The organism is Bradyrhizobium sp. CCBAU 051011, assembly GCF_009930815.1.
In the GTDB taxonomy this organism is placed as follows: Bacteria; Pseudomonadota; Alphaproteobacteria; order Rhizobiales; family Xanthobacteraceae; genus Bradyrhizobium.
Genome location: NZ_CP022222.1, coordinates 4,944,211 through 4,968,301, shown reverse-complemented (window position 1 = coordinate 4,968,301; position 24,091 = coordinate 4,944,211). Strand labels below are relative to the sequence as shown.

General features: G+C 62.4%; 18 protein-coding genes. 11 read left to right on the top strand and 7 right to left on the bottom strand.

Annotation, left to right across the window (positions count from 1 at the left end):
- Window positions 1–105 precede the first annotated feature (105 nt).
- Genes ACH79_RS23140 through ACH79_RS23130 form a run of 3 tightly spaced genes read left to right on the top strand, consistent with a single transcriptional unit; the run spans window position 106 to window position 6,448 of the window.
- Window positions 106–4,812 carry a GAF domain-containing protein gene (locus tag ACH79_RS23140; protein ID WP_161853067.1) on the top strand — a complete coding sequence of 1,569 codons (4,707 nt, stop codon included), beginning with the start codon at window positions 106–108 and terminating at the stop codon, window positions 4,810–4,812.
- Window positions 4,813–4,814: 2 nt separating this feature from the next.
- Window positions 4,815–5,204 carry a response regulator gene (locus ACH79_RS23135; protein ID WP_161853066.1) on the top strand — a complete coding sequence of 130 codons (390 nt, stop codon included), beginning with the start codon at window positions 4,815–4,817 and terminating at the stop codon, window positions 5,202–5,204.
- Window positions 5,201–6,448, top strand: a complete 1,248-nt coding sequence (locus tag ACH79_RS23130; RefSeq protein WP_161853065.1) for an adenylate/guanylate cyclase domain-containing protein — start codon at window positions 5,201–5,203, stop codon at window positions 6,446–6,448. The genes ACH79_RS23135 and ACH79_RS23130 overlap by 4 nt, the downstream gene beginning before the upstream one ends.
- A gap of 10 nt (window positions 6,449–6,458) precedes the next feature.
- Here the strand turns inward: ACH79_RS23130 and ACH79_RS23125 are convergent, their stop codons facing one another.
- Window positions 6,459–8,033, bottom strand: coding sequence for an MDR family MFS transporter (locus tag ACH79_RS23125; protein WP_161853064.1), 1,575 nt, complete (start codon window positions 8,031–8,033; stop codon window positions 6,459–6,461).
- Window positions 8,034–8,195: 162 nt separating this feature from the next.
- Window positions 8,196–8,711, bottom strand: coding sequence for a YcgN family cysteine cluster protein (locus ACH79_RS23120; RefSeq protein ID WP_161853063.1), 516 nt, complete (start codon window positions 8,709–8,711; stop codon window positions 8,196–8,198).
- A 293-nt stretch (window positions 8,712–9,004) separates the two neighbouring features.
- Between ACH79_RS23120 and ACH79_RS23115 the strand changes: the two genes are divergently transcribed.
- The 3 genes from ACH79_RS23115 (at window position 9,005) to ACH79_RS23105 (ending at window position 12,632) form a co-directional block, all read left to right on the top strand.
- Window positions 9,005–11,290: a transglycosylase domain-containing protein gene (locus tag ACH79_RS23115; protein WP_161853062.1), complete on the top strand. Its 2,286-nt coding sequence runs from the start codon at window positions 9,005–9,007 to the stop codon at window positions 11,288–11,290.
- Window positions 11,291–11,442: 152 nt separating this feature from the next.
- A complete protein-coding gene (locus ACH79_RS23110; RefSeq protein WP_161853061.1) occupies window positions 11,443–12,021 on the top strand; it encodes a DUF1214 domain-containing protein in 579 nt (192 codons plus the stop codon).
- Window positions 12,018–12,632, top strand: coding sequence for a DUF1254 domain-containing protein (locus ACH79_RS23105; protein ID WP_161853060.1), 615 nt, complete (start codon window positions 12,018–12,020; stop codon window positions 12,630–12,632). The genes ACH79_RS23110 and ACH79_RS23105 overlap by 4 nt, the downstream gene beginning before the upstream one ends.
- Before the next feature lie 113 nt (window positions 12,633–12,745).
- Here ACH79_RS23105 and thrS read toward each other — a convergent pair whose 3' ends face one another.
- Complete coding sequence (gene thrS, locus ACH79_RS23100; protein WP_161853059.1) at window positions 12,746–13,948, bottom strand: threonine--tRNA ligase; 1,203 nt, start codon at window positions 13,946–13,948, stop codon at window positions 12,746–12,748.
- Window positions 13,949–14,212: 264 nt separating this feature from the next.
- On the bottom strand, window positions 14,213–15,070 hold the full coding sequence (locus ACH79_RS23095) for an MBL fold metallo-hydrolase (protein ID WP_161853058.1): 858 nt from the start codon (window positions 15,068–15,070) through the stop codon (window positions 14,213–14,215).
- A gap of 93 nt (window positions 15,071–15,163) precedes the next feature.
- On the opposite strand from ACH79_RS23095, the gene ACH79_RS23090 reads away from it, so the two are divergent.
- The 3 genes from ACH79_RS23090 to ACH79_RS23080 all read left to right on the top strand — a co-directional run bounded on the left by ACH79_RS23090 (window position 15,164) and on the right by ACH79_RS23080 (window position 20,301).
- Window positions 15,164–16,024 (top strand): LysR family transcriptional regulator, encoded by an 861-nt coding sequence (locus ACH79_RS23090; protein WP_161853057.1) that lies wholly within the window; start codon window positions 15,164–15,166, stop codon window positions 16,022–16,024.
- Window positions 16,025–16,304: 280 nt separating this feature from the next.
- Window positions 16,305–18,197 (top strand): acyltransferase family protein, encoded by a 1,893-nt coding sequence (locus ACH79_RS23085; RefSeq protein WP_161853056.1) that lies wholly within the window; start codon window positions 16,305–16,307, stop codon window positions 18,195–18,197.
- A 595-nt stretch (window positions 18,198–18,792) separates the two neighbouring features.
- Window positions 18,793–20,301, top strand: coding sequence for an amidohydrolase family protein (locus ACH79_RS23080; RefSeq protein WP_161853055.1), 1,509 nt, complete (start codon window positions 18,793–18,795; stop codon window positions 20,299–20,301).
- 45 nt (window positions 20,302–20,346) lie between these two features.
- Here the strand turns inward: ACH79_RS23080 and ACH79_RS23075 are convergent, their stop codons facing one another.
- Window positions 20,347–21,120: a hypothetical protein gene (locus ACH79_RS23075; protein ID WP_161853054.1), complete on the bottom strand. Its 774-nt coding sequence runs from the start codon at window positions 21,118–21,120 to the stop codon at window positions 20,347–20,349.
- Window positions 21,121–21,136: 16 nt separating this feature from the next.
- Complete coding sequence (locus ACH79_RS44100; RefSeq protein WP_161856507.1) at window positions 21,137–21,337, bottom strand: hypothetical protein; 201 nt, start codon at window positions 21,335–21,337, stop codon at window positions 21,137–21,139.
- 247 nt (window positions 21,338–21,584) lie between these two features.
- On the opposite strand from ACH79_RS44100, the gene ACH79_RS23065 reads away from it, so the two are divergent.
- Entirely contained in the window at window positions 21,585–22,562 is a 978-nt protein-coding gene (locus ACH79_RS23065) for a DUF2336 domain-containing protein (RefSeq protein ID WP_161853053.1), read from the top strand.
- A gap of 85 nt (window positions 22,563–22,647) precedes the next feature.
- Entirely contained in the window at window positions 22,648–23,616 is a 969-nt protein-coding gene (locus ACH79_RS23060; protein WP_161853052.1) for an IS481 family transposase, read from the top strand.
- 124 nt (window positions 23,617–23,740) lie between these two features.
- Here ACH79_RS23060 and ACH79_RS23055 read toward each other — a convergent pair whose 3' ends face one another.
- Complete coding sequence (locus ACH79_RS23055) at window positions 23,741–24,085, bottom strand: DUF1491 family protein (protein ID WP_057835166.1); 345 nt, start codon at window positions 24,083–24,085, stop codon at window positions 23,741–23,743.
- Between the last annotated feature and the right edge of the window lie 6 nt (window positions 24,086–24,091).

The window sequence follows — 24,091 nt, the reverse complement described above, 5'->3', positions numbered from 1 at the left end:
CATGAGCGCTGGCTCTGACGCTTCCGGGATGAAATAATCCGACTGGAACAGCGGCGAGACGGCCCAATTGGCCCTGCTGATGCCCGAACGCAATGGATCGTTGGAATGGCGACGCTTCCCGAGGACATGTCAGTCGCGATCGATGAGCTGGGGTCAGCCATCACCGAGATGGAGTCGCACCTCGAATCTGTTCGCGCCGAGCGCGACGAGGCGAAGGCGCGTCAGGTCGAGCTCGAAATCGAGAATGCGAATCTGCGTCGGGAACTGAACCTCGCGCGTGAGCAGCAGAAGGCTTCCGCCGGCATCCTCAGTGTCATCAGCAGTTCGGTAGCCGATACCAAACCGGTATTCGAAAGCATCCTCTCCAGCATCAAGCATCTTTTTGACAGCGAGGAGAGCCTGATTTTCCTCACCAGCGAAGAAGGCCTGTTGCAAATTGCGGCCGCGCGTGGCGCAAACGCCGAGGCGGCGCGCGAGCGGTTTCCGATTCCGATTGAAGGAACCGTAAGCGAGCTTGCGATTCGCGAGCGACGGCTGGTGCGCTCTGCCGACGTCCAGAACGATCCGGACGTGCCGATCGACCTGCGCGAGACCGCTCGCAGGATCGGGCAAAACTATTCGATGGCTATTGCACCCATGCTCTGGGAAGACAAGGCAATCGGCACGGTTTTCGTGGGCCGCACCTCGATGGTGCCGTTTACGGACAGGGAGTGCGAACTGCTGAACAGTTTCGCCGATCAGGCCGTGATCGCCATCCAGAATGCGCGGCTGTTCGATGAGACGCGCGAAGCGCTTGAGCGGCAAACGGCGACCGCTGACATTCTGAAGGTCATCGCCTCCTCCCCTTCCGAAGTGCAGCCTGTCCTGGATGTCATCGTGAACAGCGCCGCCGAGCTGTTCGCACCGCACACCGCGGTGATCACGACACTGCAGGATGGCAAGCTGCATTGGCGAGCCATCGCAGCAAGCGGACCGAGTTTTGACCACGAAAAGGCCAGGTCCATCTATCCGATCCCGTTCGACCCGGACCGCTCCCCGTCATGCCGTGCAATCATGGAGCGCCGGATCATAGAGATTCCCGATATCGAAGCTCCCGGTACGCCAGAGTTGACCCGCCGGGTTGCGGCGGCCGGTGGCTTCCGAAGCGCGACATTTGTGCCCCTGATCCATCGGGGTGAAGGCATTGGAACCATCAATCTGACCACCCCGCAAGCGGGCTTCAGGCTGTCCGAGAAGCAGCTGACACTGGTCAGGACCTTTGCCGACCAAGCCGTGATCGCTATCGAGAACACGCGCCTGTTCAATGAGACCCGGGAGACGCTGGAGCGGCAGACCGCGACGGCGGATATCCTGAAGGTCATCGCAAGCTCGCCGTCAGACGTGCAACCCGTGTTCGAGGCCATCGCGTCGAGCGCCAAGACGCTGCTCGGCGCCTTCTCGACCACTGTGCTGCGCTTCATCGGCGACGAACTGCATCTTGTGGCCTACACGCCGACGGATCCCAAAGCCGACGAGGTTCTGCAATCGTCATTTCCGCGGCCCCTGGCCGAATTCCCCACATTTGCACTGGTCCGCAACGGGGAAACGATCCAGTTCCCGGACACCGAGGCCGATGACGTGCCCCCCGCCAACAGGGAGTTGGCGCGGCTGCGCGGCTTTCGCAGTGTGCTGTTCACCCCGCTGATGAACCAGGGCACCCCGGTTGGTATCATCAGCGTCACCCGCGCCGAGCCCGGCGCGTTTGCGCCCCATCACGTGCAACTGTTGCAAACGTTTGCCGACCAGGCCGTGATCGCGATCGAGAACACGCGGCTGTTCAACGAGACGAAAGAAGCGCTGGAACGGCAGACCGCCACCGCCGACATCCTGAAAGTCATAGCCTCCTCGCCCTCTGACGTGCAGCCGGTGTTCGACGCCATTGCGTATAGCGCCAACCGGTTGATCGGCGGCTTTTCGGCCGCTGTATTCCGCTACACCGATGGCAGGATTCATCTGGCCGCCTTTACACCGACCGACGCGGCCGGCGATGCCGTCCTGCAATCTGCGTTCCCGGTCCCGCTGGACAAGTTTCCGCCCTACCAATTGACGCGCAAGGGCGCGCCGGCGGAATTGCCTGATACCGAACTCGAGCCGGCGGCGCGCGACATTGCGCGGGCCCGCGGCTATCGCAGCATGCTGTTCGCGCCGCTGATGAATGACGGTGAGGCCGTCGGCATCATCACCGTCACCCGCGTCGCGCCGGGCCCGTTCGGCGAACAACACACCCGCTTGCTGCAGATGTTCGCCGACCAGGCCGTGATCGCGATCAAGAATGTCGGACTGTTCAACGAGGTACAGCAGCGCACCGAGGATTTGAGCGAGGCCCTGCAGCAGCAGACCGCCACCGCAGAGGTGCTAAAGGTAATCGCCTCATCGCCGACCGAGGTCAGACCGGCGCTGCAGGCGATTGTTGAGAGCGCCTGCAAGTTCTGCGACGCCTACGATGCCAACGTCCTGCTGAAGATCGGCAACGACTTGCATTTCAGCGCGCATCACGGACCCATTCCGACGGGCCAAGAGGCCCGCCCGATCAATCGGGACTGGGCAACGGGTCGTTCAGTCGTCGATCGTGTACCGGTGCAGGTGTCCGATTTCCAGGCGCCGGAGGCGGCCGAATTTCCCGAAGGGCAGCGGCAGTCGCGCGAACAGGGTCACCGCTGTACGCTGAGCGTACCGTTGTTGCGGGAGGGAGAAGCAATTGGCGCGATCGTGCTTCGCCGTCTGGAACCCGTCGCCTTCAGCGACAAGCAGATCGGCCTGTTGCAGACCTTTGCCGACCAGGCGGTAATCGCCATCGGTAACGTGCGGCTGTTTGAGGAGGTGCAGGCTAAGACGCGTGAGCTTTCCGAAGCCCTCACCTATCAGACCGGCAGCGCCAACATTCTGAAGGTAATCGCTTCCTCTCCAACCGACGTCGCGCCTGTCCTCACTGCCATCGTGGAAAGTGCCTGCGAGCTTTGCGACGCCAATGACGCCATCGTTTACCTGAAAGAAGGCGATCATCTTAGTTACGAAGCACATCATGGCCCAATACCCGTGGTTTTTGGCGAGAAACGCGCCATCAATCGCGACTATGTCGCCGGACGTTCGGTTGTTGACAGGACGCCGGTACATGTGCGCGACGTGTTTTCGGAGGAAGGCGCTGAGTTTCCGGAAGCGCGGGAATTGTCGCAAAGCCTAGGCATTCGCAGCATCCTATGCGCGCCGATGCTGCGCGAGAACGAAAGCATCGGCGCGATCCTGCTCAGGCGTACGGAGGTGCACCCGTTTACCGACAAACAGATCAGCCTGCTGCAGACCTTCGCCGACCAAGCCGTGATCGCCATCGGCAATGTCCGGCTATTTGAGGAGGTGCAGGCCAAGACGCGCGATCTGGAGGAATCGCTGCAGCAGCAGACCGCGACCGCGGATGTACTCAGGGTGATCAGCGCTTCGCCCGGAGAACTAGAGCCGGTGTTCCACGCCATGCTGGAAAACGCTGGACGACTCTGCGAGGCGAAATTTGCGATGCTGCGCTTATTGAAAGGCGACCAATTTCACGGCGTCGCCGCGTGGAATTTGCCTCCCGCCTTCAGCGAATTTCTTGCGCAGACTCCGATCCGCGTCGACCCCAAGCTTCCGCTGGGCCGCGTCGTCACTACAAAGCAGCCTGTTCACGTCCATGATGTCCTGCAGCATGAGGCCTACCTTGAGCGCTATCCGGGCATGATCGCCCTCGCGGAAATCGGCGGCGGCCGCACGCTGCTGCAGGTCCCCATGCTCAAGGAGGATCAACTCGTCGGAACGATCGGCCTCTATCGTCAGGAGGTCCGGCCGTTCACCGAAAAACAGATTGCTCTGGTGCAGAACTTTGCTGCCCAGGCCGTGATCGCGATCGAAAATGCTCGCCTGCTTAATGAACTCCGCCAACGCACCAGCGACCTGTCCCAATCGCTGGACGATCTCCGCACCGCGCAGAACCGCCTGGTGCAGACCGAAAAGCTTGCCTCGCTCGGCCAGCTCACCGCAGGCATTGCGCACGAGATCAAGAACCCACTCAACTTCGTCAACAATTTTGCCGCCCTTTCAGCCGAGTTGACCGAGGAGCTGCACGATGCGCTCGGGCAAGCCGAGGTAGGCGAGAAGATCCGCGCCGAAGTGGATGAGCTTACGGAACTCCTTAAGGGTAATCTTAAAAAAGTCGTGCAGCACGGCAAGCGTGCTGATTCCATCGTCAAGAACATGCTCTTGCATTCGCGCGAGGGCGGCGGCGAGCACCGGCTGTCTGACATCAATGCCCTGATCGACGAGAGCCTCAACCTCGCCTATCACGGCGCCCGCGCCGAGAAGCCCGGCTTCAATGTGACGCTGGAGCGCGACTTCGATCCCGCCGCGGGCCAGATCGACGTTTTCCCGCAAGAGATTACCCGCGTGTTCCTCAACTTGGTCTCCAACGGATTCCACGCCGTGACCAAGCGCAACAAGGAAGGCGGCGAGCCCGGCTTTGAGCCGAGGCTGCGGGCGAGCACGAAAAACCTGGGCGAAAGCGTCGAAATCCGCATCCGTGACAACGGCACCGGCATTCCGCCCGAGGTAAAGGAGAAGATGTTCAACCCCTTCTTCACCACCAAGCCGGCCGGCGAAGGCACCGGGTTGGGCCTATCCATGAGCCACGACATCATCGTGAAACAACATGGCGGCACAATTGACGTGGATACCCAGCCGGGCCATTTCACCGAATTCCGCATCTTGTTGCCGCGAGCAAGCAATTTTGCAGAAAGGTCTAGAGGGTAGCCGTGAGTGTTCTGGTTCTAGTCGTCGATGACGAGCCCGACGTGGAAGCGTTGTTCCGCCAGCAATTTCGCCGCGACCTGCGCGCGCAGCGTTTCGTCATGGACTTCGCCAGTTCCGCGCCGGACGCGCTGGCGCGCGTCGGCTCCCCCACCGAGCATTCGCTGATCCTGATCCTGTCCGACATCAACATGCCCGGCATGACAGGGCTGGAAATGCTGCCGAAGGTGAAGGAAATGCGGCCCGAGGTGCCGGTCATCATGATCACGGCCTATGGCGATGCCGACACCAAGCGCAAGGCGCTCGAGAACGGCGCAACTGACCTTCTGACCAAACCGATCGACTTCGCGGCGCTACGTCAGGAGATCGATGCCAGGCTCGAGCAAGCCGCATGACCGCAACCATCCTCGTGGTCGATGATGAGCCGGATCTGGAGGCGCTGATCCTTCAGAAATTCCGCCGGCAGGTTCGCGAGGGTTTGGTCAGTTTCATGTTCGCGCGTGACGGGCTCGAGGCGTTGCAGTCGCTCGAAGCGCATCCGCACGTCGACCTCGTGGTCTCCGACATCAACATGCCGCGAATGGACGGCCTGTCGCTGCTCGCCAGGCTGCAGGAATCCGAAGACAAGAAATCGACCATTATCGTGTCGGCTTATGGCGACATGAGCAACATCCGCACTGCGATGAATCGCGGCGCGTTCGACTTCGTGACCAAGCCGATCGATTTCGTCGATCTCGAAGCGACGATCGACAAGACCCTGCGGCACATCGAAATGCTGCGCGAGACGCGGCGCCGCCAGGCGGAAGCCGAGCGCGCCCATGCCTCGCTCTCCCGCTATTTCTCGCCCGAACTCGCCAAGCGGCTTGCGTCCAGCGTGGGCGACAGCATGGAGGTGGCCTGGCGCGACGTTGCGGTCATCTTCACCGACATAACCAGCTTTACCTCGCTCGTGGAGACTGCCCCGCCCGAACTCCTTGGAGAACTGCTCAACGAATATGTGGCCGGAATGACCGACGTCGTCTTCGCGCATGAGGGGACCGTGGCAAAGGTGATCGGCGATGCGATCGAGGTACTGTTCAATGCGCCCAGCGACCAGCCCGACTACGCAGCGCGCGCAGTCGCCTGCGCGGGCGAGCTCGACGCTTGGGCGGAGGCGTTTCGCGAACGGTGGAAGGCGAGAGGCGTGAATTTCGGCGCCACCCGCATCGGCGTTCACGCCGGTCCTGCGCTGGTCGGCAATTTCGGGGGCGGCCGTTTCTTCGACTACACTGCGTATGGCGACGCCATCAACACGGCGGCGAGGCTTGAAGCGGCGAACAAGATTCTCGGCACCCGGATCTGCGTCAGCGCGACAATTGCAAACGCTGCGAAGAATTTCAGGGGCCGACCGGTCGGCGATCTCGTGCTGCGTGGGCGCAGCGAACCATTGCGCGCCTACGAGCCCTTATCGACAGCCAGTTTCGGGGCGCCGGCGACAACGCTGTATGGCGAAGCTTTCGCCAAGCTTGAGGCTGGCGATAGCAGCGCAATGCCGGCCTTTGCCGCGCTCGTCGGCGCGCACGCCGAGGATCCTCTGGCCAACTTTCACCTGAAGCGACTGCTCAACGGCGCGAAGGGTGTCCGTATGCAGCTTGAATAGCCAGGCAGCCCTACTCCGCCATCTCCGCCGGCGTCGAGGGGCCGGCCAGTGGCCGTTCTTCCATCGCGAGGATGCATACCGCAGCCGTTGCGAGCAGCGCGGCGGCGGCGCCAAAGACATAGCGGAACGCGGTGATCATGTCGGCGACGGGAATGGCATTCGCCGGTCCCCGATGCTCGCCGAGCGAGATGCCCGCGCCCAGCGACATCAACAGGATCGCGCTGAAGGTAGCGACCGCGAACGACGACATCAGCGCGCGGAAGAAGTTCATCGCACCGGTGACGGTGCCGATTTGCGGGCGCGCCACCGAGTTCTGCAGCGAAACCACGCTGACCGGGAAAGTCGTGCCGAGCCCGAGCGCAAACAGGGACAAGACGATCAGCAAACCCCACAGCGGCAGCGTCGTCACGGTCAGCACGACGCCGAAGATGGTCGCCGTCAACGTTCCGGCAATCGCGACGCGCTTGTAGTGCTTGGCGCGCGCCATGGTCCGTCCGGCGATCGCCGCGCCACAGGTGGAGATCGCGGCGAGCGGGATCAGCGCCAGTCCCGCCTCGCTGGCCGTGAGATGGTAGACCACCTCGTAATACAACGGCAGATGCACGGTCAGCCCGGTGATGGCGCCCAGCGCGCAGGCGCCGGCCACGATGGCGTAAGGCACCACCGTTCCGCCCAGCAGCGACAGCGGCAGGAACGGTTCCTCGGCATTGCGCGCATGCCAGACAAAGGCGAACGCCAGCGCGACCGATGCGCCGATCATCGCCATGATCGCAGGCGACAGCCAGGCGTAACGGTTGCCGCCCCAGGTGAGCACCAGCATGACCACGACGGCGGCGGCCATCAGCAACAGCCCGCCAAGCCAGTCGACCTTGCGGCGGCGGTGGAAGACCGGAATCTTGCCCATCTTCGGCAGCAGCAGGAACAGCGCGCCGACGGCGAGCGGCACGTTGATCCAGAAGATCATCGACCAGTGCAGATGCTCGGCGAACACGCCACCGAGCACGGGACCCATCAGGCCCGCCGCCATCCAGACGCCGCTGAAATAGGCCTGATATTTGCCGCGCTCGCGAGGGCTAACAACATCCGAAATCACGGTCTGCACGACCGGCATGATGCCGCCACCGCCCAGCCCCTGCAGGCCGCGCGCGACGATCAAGACCGCCATGTTCGGCGCCACCGCGCACAAGATCGAGCCGGCGGTGAACAGCACCAGCGAAACGGTGATCATGACGCGGCGGCCATAGATGTCGCTCAGCGTGCCGAACACGGGGGCTACCGCCGTCGAGGCCAAAAGGTAGGCCGTGATCACCCAGGACAGGTTACTGACGTCATTGAACTGGCGGCCGATGGTCGGCAGCGCCGTCGCCACGATGGTCTGGTCGAGCGCGGCCAGGAACATCGTCAGCAGCAGACTCATCAGGATGGTGCGGACCTCGTCCTGACTCAGCGGCGCGGGCGGCGCGAGCGGCGGCGCATCGCTGACATCCATGACTTCGGTCGTGATGTCCGAAAGCTCGCGTTCAATACCTTCCGGCAATGTCGTTTGGTCGGCGGGCTCGCGGCCCAGCCGCTGGTGCTGGTTCATGTCGGACGTAATATTCTTCTGCGCGGCCAAAGCCGCCGAGATGGAATCGCCATATGCGATGCACTCTAGAGGGCAAACTTCCCCCGCGGCAGCACCTTGCGCGCATGGGAGCATCCCGCGCAGGGACCATCGCGTTTCCGTGAAGCGTTCAGGGATTTACGGTCAGACTTTCGGCCGCTTCTTCAGCCGCGCCCGCTTCGGCAACAGTGCCGGCCATTGCACGATGTGATCCTCCAGATCCTCATCCGGGATCTCGTTCTCGGTGCCCTGCACCCGGCCGCGGACGGAAACTCCGGCTTCATGCACGGTGTTGGGATCACCCGAAATCAGCGGGTGCCACCAGTAGAGATCGCGCCCCTCGGCGACCAGCTTGTAGCCGCAGCTCGGCGGCAGCCAGTTCAGGGTGCGGACGTTCTCGGGCGTCAGGCGGACGCAATCCGGAACCTTGTCGGAACGGTTTTGGTAGTCCTTGCAGGCGCACAGCCCCGAATCCAGCAGCTTGCAGGAAACATGGGTGAAATAAATTTTCCCGGTGTCCTCGTCCTCGAGCTTTTCCAGGCAGCAGCGCGCGCAGCCATCGCACAGGCTTTCCCATTCGGCGTTGGACATCTCCTCCAACGTCTTGGTTTTCCAGAAGAATCCCTCTTGGGCCGAGGGTCGCTTGGGCGGCGCGGTCATGAAGTCGGTTGTTTCCGGGTCGGGTTCGGCTGTGGCACATCTAGTGGGTCCGGCAACCAAGGCGCAAGCGGGCCGGCTGCGGGAGCAAAAAAGGTGGGACGGCGTTAGGGCTGGCCACCAAAATGGTGAGCGGGAGCATTGGTTTATGGTCCCCGCTCGGATAGAACGAATGTGAGTCCCCAGGGCGCGAGAGCGAGCCGTAAAAGCGCCTTGGGTTTGCCGCAACATGAAAGCAAGACGTCTCGACAGCGCCCGCGCGGGTGCGTGAGCGTTTCGAACGACCAAGGGTCCCGGTGCGCCAAATCGTACCTCCTGATGTGAAGCAGAAGATCCGGAACTTCCTTCTGGATCTGGACGCACGTATCGACTCGACGCTGTTCTCGTCGGGCAAGGGCCTGCGCGAGCTGTACGAGCGCTATTCCACCTTCATGGACCGCTTCTATGTCGGCCGCTGGAAGCGCTGGGTCTTCATCGAGCCGTTTTCGGAGGCCGCCACCATCGGCCTCGGCGGCCTGATCCTGATGCTGGCGCTGGCGATCCCGGCGTTTCGCGAAACCGCCGACGATGACTGGCTGAAGAAGTCCGATCTGGCAGTGTCGTTCCTCGACCGTTACGGCAATCCGATCGGCAGCCGCGGCATCAAGCATAACGACTCGATCCCGCTGGAAGATTTTCCGGACAACCTGATCAAGGCGACGCTCGCTACCGAGGACCGCCGCTTCTACGATCATTTCGGCATCGACATCCCCGGCACCGCGCGCGCCCTCGTGACCAACGCGCAAGCCGGCGGCGTGCGCCAGGGCGGCTCGTCGATCACGCAGCAATTGGCGAAGAACCTGTTCCTCAGCAACGAGCGCACCATAGAGCGCAAGGTGAAGGAAGCGTTCCTGGCGATCTGGCTGGAGACGCGGCTGACCAAGAACGAGATCCTGAAACTCTATCTCGACCGCGCCTATATGGGCGGCGGCACCTTCGGCGTCGACGGCGCGGCGCATTTCTACTTCAACAAGTCGGCGCGCGACGTCACTCTGGCGGAATCGGCCATGCTCGCCGGCCTGTTCAAGGCGCCGACCAAATACGCCCCGCACATCAACCTGCCTGCCGCCCGCGCCCGCGCCAACATCGTGCTCGACAACCTTGTCGATGCCGGCTTCATGACCGAAGGCCAGGTGTTCGGCGCCCGGCGCAACCCGGCCTTCGCCGTCGATCGCCGCGACGAAAACTCGCCGAACTACTATCTCGACTACGCCTTTGAGGAAATGCGCAAGCTGGTCGATACCTTCCCGAAATCCTATACCGAGCGCGTCTTCGTGGTCCGCACCGCGATCGACATGAATGTGCAGCGCGCCGCCGAGGAAACGGTTGAAAACCAGCTCCGCCAGTTCGGCCGCGACTACCACGCGACCCAGGCTTCCGTCGTGGTCGCGGATCTCGACGGCGGCGTCCGCGCCATGGTTGGCGGCCGCGACTACGGGGCCAGCCAGTTCAACCGCGCGACCGACGCCTATCGACAGCCGGGTTCGTCGTTCAAGCCCTATGTCTACACCACCGCGCTTTTGAACGGGTACACCCCGAACTCGAAAGTGGTCGACGGCCCGGTCTGCATCGGCAACTGGTGCCCGCAGAACTATGGCCACAATTATTCCGGCTCGGTGACGCTGACCCAGGCGATCACCCGCTCGATCAACGTGGTGCCGGTGAAGCTCTCGATTGCGCTCGGCGGCAAGACGCCGAACCCTGCCAAGGCCGGCCGCGCCAAGATCACCGAGGTCGCGAGGAAGTTTGGCCTCACCGCCCCCCTGCCGGATACGCCGTCGATGCCCATCGGCTCGGACGAGGTCACCGTGCTCGAACACGCGGTCGCCTACGCGACCTTCCCGAACAAGGGCAAGGCACCAAAACCTCACGCGGTGCTGGAAGTGCGCACCGGCGCCGGCGACCTGGTCTGGCGCTTCGACCGCGACGGCAAGAAGCCGGTGCAAGCCATCCCCGCCTCCGTCGCCGCCGACATGTCGGAAATGATGAGCCATGTCGTCAGCGAAGGCACCGCCCGCCGCGCCGCGATCGACGGCATCCCGACCGCGGGCAAGACCGGCACCACCAATGCCTATCGCGATGCCTGGTTCGTCGGTTTCACCGGCAACTTCACCTGCGCGGTCTGGTACGGCAACGACGACTATTCGCCGACCAACCGCATGACCGGTGGTTCGCTGCCGGCACAAACCTGGCACGACATCATGGTCGTCGCGCATCAGGGCGTCGAGGTGAAGGAAATCCCGGGTATTGGCATGGGCACGAAGCTGCCGCAGCCCGCTTTGTCCGCCAACGCCGCGGCCAACGGCGCGGCACGGGTGCTGGACACCAAGCCGGGACCGCCGCCGGTATTGACCAAGCGCGGCGCGGATATTCTGGTACGCGTCGAAAAGCTGCTCGACGAGGCCGGCAAGGCCGCGGGCAAGACCTCGTCCAACGACCAGAAGCAGCCGGCGAAGCCGGTCAATTCCGGCGCGCTGGCGTTTCCGGAGAATTATATCGCAGCCGCCGGCGACCAGCCTGCACCGGCGCAGCGGAAGAATTAATAGGCATGATCCGGCAGAACCTTAACCGGCTTTCCTCGGAACAGATGCGAAGCGCCTGTGCCGACATGCTCAAACAGAAAGATGCGCTTCAGGTTTCGGATGAAGCCGGTTCAAGCGGAATCTGATGCAGTGAGATTTCGGAGCACTGGCCCGTGCGGCTGATCTTCATCACCTTGCTGGCGTTGGCGCTTGCCACGGCCGTCGGCCTCGGCTCGACCTATATGACGGCGACGCGCGGCACTGATCTCGGCACGCTCACGATCGGCGCCTGGACCGCACGTCCCAAGGCCGGCACCTCCGAAATCGATCCCTACTCACGTGCCTCGATTGCCCGCAGCGGCGAATTGCCGGTAGGCACCGGCGACGGCATCGCCTTTACGGCCACTACCGACGACAAGAACAAACCGCTCGACGGGCGCTGCGATGTCGTCGTCAGCGGGGTGACGCCGGCCGCCCGGTTCTGGACGCTGACGCTGTTCGACCGCAAGGGGCATCTGGTCGCCAACTCGCTGCAACGCTACGGCTTCACCAGCCAGGAAATCGTGCGCGGCTCCGATGGCGGGTTCGAGATCCGCGTAGCCGCGCGCTCGCGCGCCGGCAACTGGCTGCCGACCGGCGGCATCGAACGCTACGCGTTGATGCTGCGGCTGTACGATACGCCGGTTGGCGTTGCGACGCGGACGCAGCGGGACGCGCCGATGCCCTCGATATCCACGGTGAACTGCCCATGATCCGGCTGGTGTTCACCATCATTGCGGGCGTGCTGCTGGGCGGCGTGGTGCACCTCGTCAGCGTGCTGGCGCTGCCGCGGATTGCCACCCAGGACGCCTATTCGCGGCTGACGCCGATGACGAAGGAGAATGCCGTCACGGCGCTGCCGCTGGCCGAGCCCAACAATGCGCCGATGCCGTTCATGGACCCGGCCTTTGCGGTGGCGATCTGCCGCTACGACCTCAAGGATGGCCCGCTGAAACTCACGGTACCGGTCAGCCAGGCCTATACCTCGGTGTCGTTCTACACGCGCAACGAGGTCGCCTATTACGCCATCAACGACCGCTCCGCCGGCCGCAAGGTGATCGAGCTCGACCTGATGACGGAAGCGCAGCATTCCGAATTGCCGGAGGATGAGGAAGTCACCGCCGCCGACCGGCTGATCATCGACTCCCCGACCGTCACCGGGCTGATCGTGCTGAAGGCGCTGGCGCCGGAGCCCGGCCTGATGCCGCAGGCACAGGCCTCGCTCGCGGCATCGCGTTGCACGATCGAGACCGAGCCGCCACCGGCCAAGCAGCCCGAGCCGCCAGCGCCCGCACCACCCCCCGCGCCGCGCTCCAAGCGCTGATCAGGGGGTTCCTGACGAACGACAACTCCTAAGGTCACTGCGTCCGCGGGCGCTGCGCACGTCCGCTAGGGGTCCACTGATCGGAGCGCGCCTGAGGCAGGTTTTACAGGGCTTCAGCCACAAGGGCCGCCCGGCCGGGCCCTCGCCTGCAGGCGGGACACCGCCTCGGCCAGTGGAACGTCGGCCTGTGAGCCGTCGCGCTCGCGTAAGGTCACCCGGCCCTCCCTCATCTCGCGCCCGCCGACGATAGCCATCACCGGCACCGCCATTTCATGAGCCGCCACGATGCGCCGCGAAAGCGTATCGGCGCCGTCATAGGCAACGGCCCTGATCCCGGCATCCTCGAATGCTGCCAGCACGTCGGCGCCGTATCCGGCCTGGTCTTTCGAGATCGGCGCGACCGCGACCTGGTCCGGTGACAGCCAGAAGGGAAGCACGCCGTCATGGTGCTCGAGCAGGATCGCCATCATGCGGCCTAGCGATCCGAAGATGGCGTGGTGGATCATCAGGGGCCTCGCGCGGCTGCCGTCGGGGGCGACGTAGGACGCCTCGAGCCGCTCCGGCAGGACGCCATCGAGTTGCACCGTGCCGCACTGCCAGGATCGTCCCAGCCGGTCGCGCAGCGCGAATTCCAGCTTCGGTCCGTAGAACGCGCCTTCGCCGGCATTGATGTGAGGCACGAGGCCGCATTGCCGCGCGGCATCGCCGAGCTTGGCCTCCGACCAGTCCCACGTCGCATCGTCGCCGGCGCGCACCGCCGGACGCGTCGCCAGCGCCACCTCATAGTCGGGAAAACCGAGGTCTCGGTAGACCTCGCCCAGCAGGGCGATGAAGCGCGCGACTTCATCCTCCACGTCCTGCTCGCGGCAGAATACATGGGCGTCGTCCTGCTCGAAGGCGCGCGTCCGCATGATGCCGTGAAGCGAACCGGAAGGCTCATTGCGGTGGCAAGCACCGAACTCGGCATAGCGGATCGGAAGCTCCCGCCACGAGCGTAGCCCCTTGTTGAAGATCTGCACGTGGCACGGGCACGACATCGGTTTCAGCGCCATCGCCAGCTCGCCATCGTCGACCCGGAACATATGCTCGCCGAACTTGTCCCAGTGGCCGCTGCGGCCCCAGAACTCCTGCGGCAGCAGCTGCGGCGTCCGCACCTCGGCATAGCCGGCGCGGCGCATCTTGAGTCGGAGATAGTCCTCCAGCATCCGGTAGATCGCGTAGCCGCGCGGATGCCAGAACACCATGCCCGGCGCATCTTCCTGAAGGTGCCAGAGCTTGAGCTGCACACCGAGATTTCTGTGGTCGAGATCGTCCATGGCTTAAGTTCCTTGTGATGGGAAAAAGCGCGGACGGGGACCATCAAAAACAGAAAAGGCCCCGTCCGTCGCCGGCGGGGCCTTTTCTGGTGAAGTACGCTTGTCTTTAGCGCGCGCAACCAGCAGGCGATCCGCCGTGAGCGGTCGCGGTGGTGGTCAATGCGGCTGACAGAAGCTTATTCATGCGCCGTATATGGCGGTAAAACGCTCAGGCGTCAACGCCAGCCGCTTGGCATCGCGGAATATGGATGATGCGCGGGGACATCAACACTGTGTGGCGGATGGTCCGGCCTGGTGTTGTTGACCGCAACGGCAGTTGTCGTAATCGATGGGATCGTGGCTGTTGAAGATGGTCACGGCATCGCCCTGATCTTTCTTGAGTGCTCGCAGCCGCTCCTGATTTTCAATGCGCATGGCGCGGTCCATGTCGGCGCGGCGCTGAAACAGGCCGAGCACCAGCGGCATTCGCGGCGACGCCTGCATTTGGCCATGGAAGAAATAGGCATCGCCCGCGTGCAGGAGCCATTTGTCGCCACTCCGCACGGCGATGCCGCAATGACCGAGCGTATGGCCGTGTAGCGGGATCATCAGGATATCGGGCTCGCGGTCGCCAAGCGCGCGCACGCCCTTGAACCCGAACCAGTCCTCACCACCCTCCCCGTAGAATGCCCATTGCGGACCATGCTTCCACTGATCGGTGACGTAACGCCCCTTCGGTGCCGGTGCCGTCCGCGCCACCGCCATGTCGTGCTCGCGGCGATGGACGTGCACCCTGGCGTTCGGGAAATCCGGAATGCCGCCGGCATGATCGCGATCGAGATGCGTCAGCAACAGATGCCGCACGTCGTTGCGCGAGTAGCCAAGCGCCTCCACTTGCCGGACGGCGGTCTCGGCCGGGTCGAGCCGCGGCGTGGTCTGCCGGACCCATTTCGGTCCGAGCCGCGGCGGGTTGGCGATATCGTCCAGGCCGATACCGGTATCGACCAGCGCCAGTCCGTCATTGGTCTCAATCAGCAGGCAGTGACAGACCATGCGGGCGCGCTGAAAAATGCTGCCGCTGCCGTTCACCAGACGCCGGCCGATCGGGCACATGGTGCCGGTGTTGAGATGATGGACGCGCATGACGATGTCTCCTCCAAGGTCAGGCGCCTTGCTTGCCATGCTCGGCATCATAGGTAAAATATCGATATTCGATAACATCAATAGGATTGGACTATGGATATCCGCGAGCTCCGCTATTTCGCCGCCGTGTTCAGGGAGCGCAACCTCACGGCGGCGGCCAAGCGCTGCTTCATCTCGCAGCCCTCGATCTCGGCGGCGATCACCAATCTGGAGGCCGAGCTCGGCACGGCGTTGTTCATCCGGCACAAGAAGGGAGTGGCGCCAACGGAAGCGGCCGAACAATTCCACACGGTGGCCCGCCGCATCATCGACGAAGCGGACGCCGCAAAAAACCTGTTCCGAAAACCGGCGAAGCGGAATTCGCTGACGCTCGGCCTGATGCGCACGCTCGATCGTCCCCGAACCATCGCGCTGCTGAAGCCGCTGACCGGAACGTCCGACGTTGCGCTCCGCCTCGTCGGCGTTGACGATACTGCGGACGCGCGGATCGTCTCCAAAAACCTGCTGCGCGAAGACGAGCATTTCGTTCCGCTCTGGGTCGAGCGCTACGTCGCAGCGCTGCCGCCATCGCATCCGCTGACGCTGAAGGAGCGGCTGCGCACGACGGATCTCGCCGGCGTCGCCATGGTCGATCGCTGCCATTGCGAACAGAGCGAATTCTTCGGCCGCGCCGCATCGGCGCCCCGCCAACCGGCGGCGATCGCCGAGTCGGAAGATTGGGCGATGGCACTGGTTGCCGCCGGCGTCGGAATTGCCATCGTTCCCGAAGGCGTGGCGCGGGCCAATTCAGATGTCGCCGTGCGCGAGATCGATGTCGACGTGAAGCGCGAAGTCGGCCTCGCCTACGGCGCGGCGCGGCCGCCTTCGGAGGTGCTGCAGAATTTCATCGCCAAACTGCAGGGGCAACGGCCCAAAGCTGGCCGCGCTAAATCGGCGGGCAAGACCGAGCGCTAGGGCGTGTACTCACCGGACGAGAGATGTTTGCTTTTGAGGCAAAAGCAGACATGCGCTGGTCACTCCGGAATTTCGCCTTTTGGACCCGAAGCGAACATCAACGCGAGCGGAAGTATGATGACAGCCTCGAATGTCTGCCATCGCTATCTGCGGCACGGATTACTGGGTTGGCTCTCCGTTTCTGCATCTACCAGTTCGACCCAAGCCACCATTTTAGCTTCTAGATGCGAGGTTCTAGTGGTAATGGCAGCACTCAATAAGCGAGTTGGGGAACACGATATTGCCAATCGCTCGGCTGGATCACCAAAGCAAGACGGGTGCCTATCGCCCCGATATCGATGGTCTGCGAGCTATCTCCATTCTGCTGGTGGTCGGTTATCACGCTCAGCCTTGGCTCGTCCCCGGCGGATTTATCGGCGTTGATATTTTTTTCGTTATTTCCGGCTTCCTGATCACTCGCATCATTCTTTCGCAGATCAAGGCCAATACCTTTTCGTTCATGGAATTTTACTCTCGCCGGATTCGGCGGATATTTCCGGCACTCATCGTCGTTTTGGCCGTGACCTACCTGATCGGTTGGTTTGTTCTATTGCCCGATGGCTTTTCCATGCTTGGGAAGAGCATTGCCGCCGGCGTTGCGTTTGTATCCAATCTGTTTCAACTCAGGCAGGTCGGTTATTTTGCGCCGGACGCGGCCGAAAATCCTCTCTTGCATCTTTGGTCGTTAGGTATTGAGGAACAGTTCTACATTTTCTGGCCACCAGCTCTTTTGTTCGTGTTCGGGTCGAAGCGGCGCGGAGTGTGGATGCCAGCCATCGCCGCCGCGTCGTTCGGCTTCAGCCTGATGATTTTTTTCGGCTACAAAGACTGGTCCTTTTACTCGCCAATACCGAGAGCCTGGGAGTTATTGGCCGGCGGCATTGTCGCCTACTACACCGACGCTCCGGAACGCGAAAAACGACGTTTTGCGAAACTTGAGAACGTGCTGGCAATGCTCGGCGTTGCAGCAATTATCTTCGCTGCGATAACGCTAAACAAGGAAAGTTCATTTCCGGGCCTTTATGCCCTGCTGCCGGTGCTTGGCGCGGTGCTGATTATCCTCTCGCCAAACTCCCCGGTGAACAGGACTTTTTTGTCGAATCGGCAGATGGTCCTGATCGGACTGATCAGCTATCCGCTATATCTCTGGCACTGGCCGCTATTGTCTTATCTCGGGATTGTGCGGAACGGAATGCCAACCGCCATCGAGATTTGGGCTGTCGTTCTCGGTGCGGTGCTCCTCTCGTGGCTGACATATCGTTTTGTAGAAATTCCGCTCCGCCAGCGGAAAAATACAGCGCCGAAATTAGCTTTCGGATTGGTCACGGTCGGCGTGGCAGGGATCGTGACTGTTATTGCTTCCGGCTTTGGATTTCGCTTTCCCTCGGAAATTCGCGATATCGCGCAGCTTGCGCCGCACAGTAATGCTGGGCTCAGTGACAAGTGCTTCCTGGACACACCGGGATCTGAATTTAACTCGAGCTGCATCGAAGAGGGCGATAGGCCCGTCATGCTTCTATGGGGAGATTCCACCGCGGCAGCCCTTTACCCGGGATTGAAGAATGCTCAGGCAACTGTTCCGTTTCGCCTCGCTCGCTTCACGGCCTCAGCTTGCGCGCCGATATTGGCGGCCGGAACCGATGCCAGGTGTGACGCGGCCAATGACATCGTGTTTGGCATTATAAGATCGTCACATCCCGAGATCGTGCTGCTGCACGCGTGGTGGGGTGGCGTCAAGGACCTCGAGAAGCTCCGGGAAACGATCGGGCAGCTAAAGGCTCTCAGCATTAAACGGATCGTCATTTTGGGGCCGGTACCGGTTTGGAAGCGCACGCTTCCTCATTCGCTGGTGAATTTCTACCGATTGCGGCACGCAATCGCCGAGAGGATAACGACCGGCATGTCCGGACCTCAGGACGATGAAAGAATGGAAGCATTCAGCAAGTCCGCCGGGGTGGAATACATCTCAGCATGGCACACCCTGTGTAACTCGGAAGGGTGTATGACGCGCGTCGGCCCTGCGCCAAGTGACGTGATAACTACCGATAGAGTTCATCTATCGGACGCCGGCTCAAACTTCCTGATCGAGCGGATAAGGAGAAGTCTCTTTCCGCAACCTGATTTCAATCAGTAATAAAATGCCTATGCACGTGAATGCCGAAGCGGCACTAGCACTGCTTAAGTCTACCCGTCCCGATATCAACTCGAAGATATGGTCGGCGATATTCCACAGGATGATCGGCGCGCCACCGAAGTCATCCGCCGCGTGCGCAGCCTCCTCAAGAAGGCGCCCCCTCACGTTGCCGCGCGTAAAGCGCATCAGCGGCTCTTAGAATTTTGGTCGCCACCCCAAAAAGACTTCTGCAACAATATCGGCCAAAGGGCGACGTCACGCCTTTGCTCGACGACCACGGCAGTACGTTGCCGCTCGCTCTGGCAAAACCCTGCCAGTCGCGGTGCGTTGGGACAGTGTGACTGTCGGATAACTTGCTTGCGCCAATGGAAGTTTGAGCATTGAATTCGCCTTCGATGCCGCCACTACCGCAAGTAGCTTTTCAAGTGCGTCCGTACTCTCGCAGCACGAAATGATGAAGAGACCCGCCGGCGCGTAGCTGAACGGGAGGGTACGGCTATTTCGTCCATCTAACTGATCGGCAGTGGCCAAACGCGCGGGCCTCATGCGCGCACCGACCAGCATCGTCGATGGCGCCCAAGGATGGAGAAGAACAATGAGCACCTGGCTTAGTGAGCGAGAGCAACGTCTTGTCGCAGGCGCGGAGGCAGCATCAGCGGCAACCCCTATTCCCACTCAGATTGTTTCCAACGGCGAGTATTTGCCGCCTCCGCAGAGCGCTGTGCAAAAGAAGGTCGAGGCACGGATCAACGAACTCGCCGACGTTAATGGCAAGCATCTCGGCTTGAGCCGCAGGCAGTTCCTGCACACGAGTTGCGGCATGGCGGCGGCATTCCTCGCCATGAACGACGTCTATGGCAATGTTTTCCAGGTCGCGCCCGCGGAGGCTCGAGAGCCTGAATTGATGCTGGCGCGCGCGCAAGGCCTCTCCAGCCAGTTCATCTTCGACGTTCAGACCCATTTCGTGCGCGACGACTTCGATCACAAGGAGCTCTTGGGGCTGGCCGACTTTGCAAGCCAGCACTGGAATCCGAAGATGAAGGAAGAAGGCGTCTCCTCGCTCGCCCGCTACAAGTTCCAGAATTATGTAAAAGAGATCTACTACGACAGCGACACCAACGTGGCGCTCTTGAGCGGAGCGCCGTTCGACGATCCGAGCTGGTGGCTTCTTTCCAACGAGCAGATCGTCAAGGCACGCGAACTCATCAACGACTTCGCCGGTTCGCGCCGCCTCTTGGCACACAGCGTCATCACTCCAAAGCAGCCCGGCTGGATGGAGGAGGTCGACAAGGCGATCGAGGTCTACAAGCCGGATTCCTGGAAGTCCTACACGATTGGCGATCCGCTGGCGCCCTCCAAGTTCCCCTGGCGCCTCGATGACGAGCAGGTGATGTATCCGTTCTACGAAAAAGCGGTGAAGGCTGGCATCAATACGCTGTGCATCCACAAGGGGCTGCTGCCGCCCGATTACGAGAAGTCGTTCGCCGGCGTGTGGGAATACGCAACCGCATGGGACATCGGAAAGGCGGCGAAGGACTGGCCTCAGATGAACTTCGTGATCTATCACTCGGCGCTGCGGGCGTTCCTCGAGCTGCCGGACAAGGCCTGGGCGGAGTTCGAGCAGACCGGCCGCATCCAGTGGGCCACGGATCTCGCGGAAATCCCGCAGAAGTTCGGCGTCACCAATGTCTATGCCGAGCTCGGCACCTCCTTTGCCAACTCGGCGGTGGCGCATCCCAAATTCTGCGCCGCGCTGGTCGGCACGTTGATCAAGGGCATGGGGGTCGATCACGTCATGTGGGGCACTGACTCGGTCTGGTACGGCTCACCGCAGTGGCAGATCGAGGCGCTGCGCCGCCTCGAAATTCCGGAGGATATGCAGAAGAAATACGGCTTTGCACCGCTCGGCGACGCCAATAGCGCCACCAAGCAGTTGATCTTCTCCGGCAACGCAGTCAGGTTTTACAAGATCAAGCTCAGGGCGGCTGAAAACACGAGGATGCCAACCTTTTCCGAGGATCGCCTCGCGGCGCTCAAGAACGAGTACGCTCAAGCTGCGAAGCAGCCCTCGAACCTCCGCTACGGCTACGTTCGTGCCGCCTAGGTGCCAACAGCTGCAGCCGCGTAGGTTCGCTAATGAACCGCGGCCCTAGCCTTTTACGGTCACGGCACGTCCGATCACGGGCTGCGCGGCTACCGGCGGATTGGCGGTTTGCGCCGCGAGTTCGCCGATCAGGCGGTCGGCGTCGGCCGCGATGCCGTCGGGCGCGTGGATCACCAGCCGCTCCAGCGCCCAGCGGTATGAAGAGATGCGCCGCTCCAGGCATTGCTGGACCCATTGCACGATCAGCGTGTTCTCTTCCATGCGGGCGATCGCATCGGCCTGCTCGCGCGGCGACAGTTCCGACACCATGCTCAGGCTGGCGCTGCGCTTGCGGTCGAGTTCGATGACCCGCACGGCGGAGGCAAAGAACGGCTCGAACCGCGTGATGTCGTTGCGGACGTCCTCGATGATCTGCTGATAACGCGAGGTGTGCGAGCGGTGCGGCTCGTCGATCAAGGCCCGCCCGTAGGTGGTGCGGTCGAACACGACCTTCTGCCGCCATGGCGAGGGCAGCGGCTGGTAATCGCCGAACACGCTCTTCCATGCGGGCCGCGAATGCGGCGGCTCGATCAGGGGATAGGCTAGATCGCGAAGCTGGCGTTCGCTTTCGGTGAGCTGGAAGTGCGAGGGCTTGAGGCCGACGCTTGCCGTGGCCTCGGCGCCCAGCCAGCGGTGCATGTCGTCGTTGCGCATGTCGGCGCGGGTGCGGCCGAAATCGCCGCCGCTGCAGCCGCCGAGCACAGCACTTGCCACGAGCAGCATGAGAGCCGGGAGCGACCGAAGCCCGGTGGTCCGGATCGGGAGGCACTTCTCCGGCATTTCAAACGTCCGTCGTTCAGGGGCGCCGACGGCGACGGCGACCGGGCGCAGTGCCCTCTTCCGGTCCGCGCCCATCGCCGGTCTCGCCGGCTTTACGCTCGATACGGACAACAGGAAGGATCAGCACGGTTCCCAGACCATCGCGTGGAGCGCCATCCATGGCTGAGCCCGGCCGCCGCGAAGCCGCATCCGCCGGAAATTCAATGATGGTGCCCATGTTCTGTTCTCTCTGGTTGCCGCGCGGACACGATTTGACCGGCGACATGCCATTATTCAGAACAGAACGTGGTTAACGGCATCTTAATTTGTGCAGGCGGTACAGTTACGGGCCACGGCGCTCCATCAGCGCACCGAAAGTTCAAATTTTATCGGATTTCTTCAGGGGCTGTTTTCCTTAACCAACTCTTAAAGTGCCCTGCGTAGGCTGCCGCGAAGGGAATTACCGAAGTCGCGTACAACCTCACATGACGGCAGCTCCATTGTTTCCGGGATTCGACGGGCTGATGACGCTCTCGCGCCGCGAGGGCGTCGATATCCGCCCGACCTTGCTGCGCGTGCTGACCGACCTCTATGTCCAGGCCAGCGCCCACTCTGCCGACGAGGAACGTCAGTTCGTGGAACTGACGTCCCGCCTGATCGACCAGGTCGACGACGCCACCCGCGCCGCCGTACGAGCGCGGCTTGCGATCTATCCGGCGACACCGGCCGAGATCATGGACAAGCTTGGCCTGCGGCGTTCGAAGTCCGGCGAAGCCCTGCCGGTCGCGGCTGCGATTGCCGCGGCTCCAGCCGATGCGCCGACAGTGAAGCCACTGAGCGAAGCGCAGTTGCGGATGGCATCCAGTCTCGCAATGCGGCCCAATGATGCCGCAGAAATCACCGACATGTTCTTCACAGCCGGTCCGAGCGAGCGCGCGCAGATCCTGCACAATCTCTACGACACGCCGCTGAAGGCCGCGCCGCGAATTTCCGCGGCGCGCGCCGCCCGCGCGCTCCATATCCTGGAGATGGCCGCCTTCGCCGAGGATGCCGAAAACTTCACACTCGAACTCGGCGACGCTCTAATCCTGCCATCGCGGATCGCTGCGCAGGTCGTCAACGACCCCGGCGGCGAGCCGCTGGCCTGTGCGGCACGCGCGCTTGACATGCCGAGCGCGGCCTTCCAGCGCGTGCTGCTGTTCCTCAATCCCGAGTTCGGCTCGTCCGTGCATAACGTCTATCGCTTGTCACGACTTTACGACCGTTTGAGCGAGCGATCCGCGCTGGTTATGCTGGCGGCTTGGCGCGGCTCGACCATGGCAGTCAGCCGCGCCAAATATCGCGCCGCGCTGTACGATGACGAGCGGCATCGCGCGCGCGTGGCGAATTCGCAAACGCGTCCCGCGGTTCAGCCCGGAACCGCGCCGGCGGTTCGCACCGGCACCGACGGCTCGAAGCGCTAGATGTGAGCTTTCAGGAGGTTGTCCATCCAGTCCTGAACGAGGAAGCTGAAGTTGTCGAAGCTTTAGCCAATCCCCGGAGGACCGAATGGACACCCATAAGAATGCGCCTCTGACGCCGAAAGGTCGAGAGGCCATGGTGCGGAGCGTGGTCGAGGGCGGCCTGACGAAGGCCGCAGCCGCGCTCCGGTTCAACGTCACAGCGAAGACGGTCGCCAAATGGGTCAAGCGCTTCCGGGAGGAAGGTGTTGATGGGTTGCGTGATCGCTCCTCACGGCCCCATTCATTGCCAGGCCAAACCCTGCCTGCCACATGCGCTGCGGTCGAGGCGCTGCGCCGACAGCGCCACACGGGCAAGCAGATCGCGGCCGAACTCGGCATCTCTCCGGCGACTGTCAGTCGTGTCCTGCGGCGACTGGGATTGAACCGGTTGCGCGACCTGGAACCGGCCGAACCGGTGCGGCGCTACGAGCGTGAACATCCCGGCGAACTGATCCACATCGACATCAAAAAGCTCGGCAAGTTCAACCAGGTAGGCCATCGCATCACCGGCGATCGAACCGGTCAGAGCAACCTGCGTGCCCGCGGCGAAGGGCCTGGCTGGGAATACGTCCACGTCTGTATCGACGATGCTTCCCGGATCGCCTTCAGCAAGGTCATGAAGAGCGAACGGCAGGGTTGCGCCGTGGCCTTCCTCAAAGCTGCGATCGCTTACTGCGCCAGCCTGGACGTCAGGGTCGAGCGGGTGATGACCGACAACGGTTCTTGCTATAAATCGCGCGCCTTCCGCAAAGCCTGCCAGCGCCTCGGCCTCAAGCACATTCGCACCAAGCCATACACGCCGAAGACCAACGGTAAGGCCGAACGCTTCATTCAGACCAGCTTGCGCGAGTGGGCTTATGCCCGCGCCTACAACACCTCAAGAGAACGCGCCGCCGAACTGCCAAGATGGCTTCACCGCTACAATTGGCATCGCCCTCATGGCAGTATCGGCGCGATGCCACCCATCAGCAGACTCGCTCTAACCGGGAACAACCTGTTGAGGCCCCACAGCTAGAGCATGATCCGGAAAAGTGGGTAGCGGTTTTCCCTCGCGACAAACGCGGAACGCGTTTGCGCGGAGATCATGCTCAAACAAAAAGCTAAAGCGGGATGACGATCCGAAGAAAAATCATCACGCTTTAGGCCTTCGCCAGATCCAGAAAATGCCGCCCTGCCCGGTCCTCGGTCTCGACGATCCACGCGTCGGGATCGAAGCGGAGTTCCTTGGCGAGGCGCTCCTCCACCGATTGCTCCGGCACCGGCTGCGGCGAAGCCGGCGCAAACAGCCGCTCGGCCGGCCGGCTCTCGTCATAAACGGTCTGCGGCGCGGGCGCATACAGCATGGCGTTGCCGTCAAGCAGCGCCACCTTGATAAACACCGCCCCTGCCTCCTCCGCCCCGCGCTTGCGCACAGCGCCAAAGATTCCCTCATTCTGGCAGCGGCGCAGGTAAGCGGCCACCCAGATGCTTGATTTCAATCGCATGTTTCA

Bases quoted from the DNA above. Each gene is read 5' to 3' on its own strand.
- ACH79_RS23065 (WP_161853053.1), top strand. From the start codon at position 21,585: ATGACGGCAGCTCCATTGTTTCCGGGATTCGACGGGCTGATGACGCTC.
- ACH79_RS23120 (WP_161853063.1), bottom strand. From the start codon at position 8,711: ATGACCGCGCCGCCCAAGCGACCCTCGGCCCAAGAGGGATTCTTCTGG.
- thrS (WP_161853059.1), bottom strand. From the start codon at position 13,948: ATGGACGATCTCGACCACAGAAATCTCGGTGTGCAGCTCAAGCTCTGG.
- ACH79_RS23140 (WP_161853067.1), top strand. From the start codon at position 106: ATGGCGACGCTTCCCGAGGACATGTCAGTCGCGATCGATGAGCTGGGG.
- ACH79_RS23090 (WP_161853057.1), top strand. From the start codon at position 15,164: ATGGATATCCGCGAGCTCCGCTATTTCGCCGCCGTGTTCAGGGAGCGC.
- ACH79_RS23095 (WP_161853058.1), bottom strand. From the start codon at position 15,070: ATGCGCGTCCATCATCTCAACACCGGCACCATGTGCCCGATCGGCCGG.
- ACH79_RS23130 (WP_161853065.1), top strand. From the start codon at position 5,201: ATGACCGCAACCATCCTCGTGGTCGATGATGAGCCGGATCTGGAGGCG.
- ACH79_RS23055 (WP_057835166.1), bottom strand. From the start codon at position 24,085: ATGCGATTGAAATCAAGCATCTGGGTGGCCGCTTACCTGCGCCGCTGC.
- ACH79_RS23105 (WP_161853060.1), top strand. From the start codon at position 12,018: ATGATCCGGCTGGTGTTCACCATCATTGCGGGCGTGCTGCTGGGCGGC.
- ACH79_RS23080 (WP_161853055.1), top strand. From the start codon at position 18,793: ATGAGCACCTGGCTTAGTGAGCGAGAGCAACGTCTTGTCGCAGGCGCG.
- ACH79_RS44100 (WP_161856507.1), bottom strand. From the start codon at position 21,337: ATGGGCACCATCATTGAATTTCCGGCGGATGCGGCTTCGCGGCGGCCG.
- ACH79_RS23125 (WP_161853064.1), bottom strand. From the start codon at position 8,033: ATGAACCAGCACCAGCGGCTGGGCCGCGAGCCCGCCGACCAAACGACA.
- ACH79_RS23060 (WP_161853052.1), top strand. From the start codon at position 22,648: ATGGACACCCATAAGAATGCGCCTCTGACGCCGAAAGGTCGAGAGGCC.
- ACH79_RS23075 (WP_161853054.1), bottom strand. From the start codon at position 21,120: ATGCCGGAGAAGTGCCTCCCGATCCGGACCACCGGGCTTCGGTCGCTC.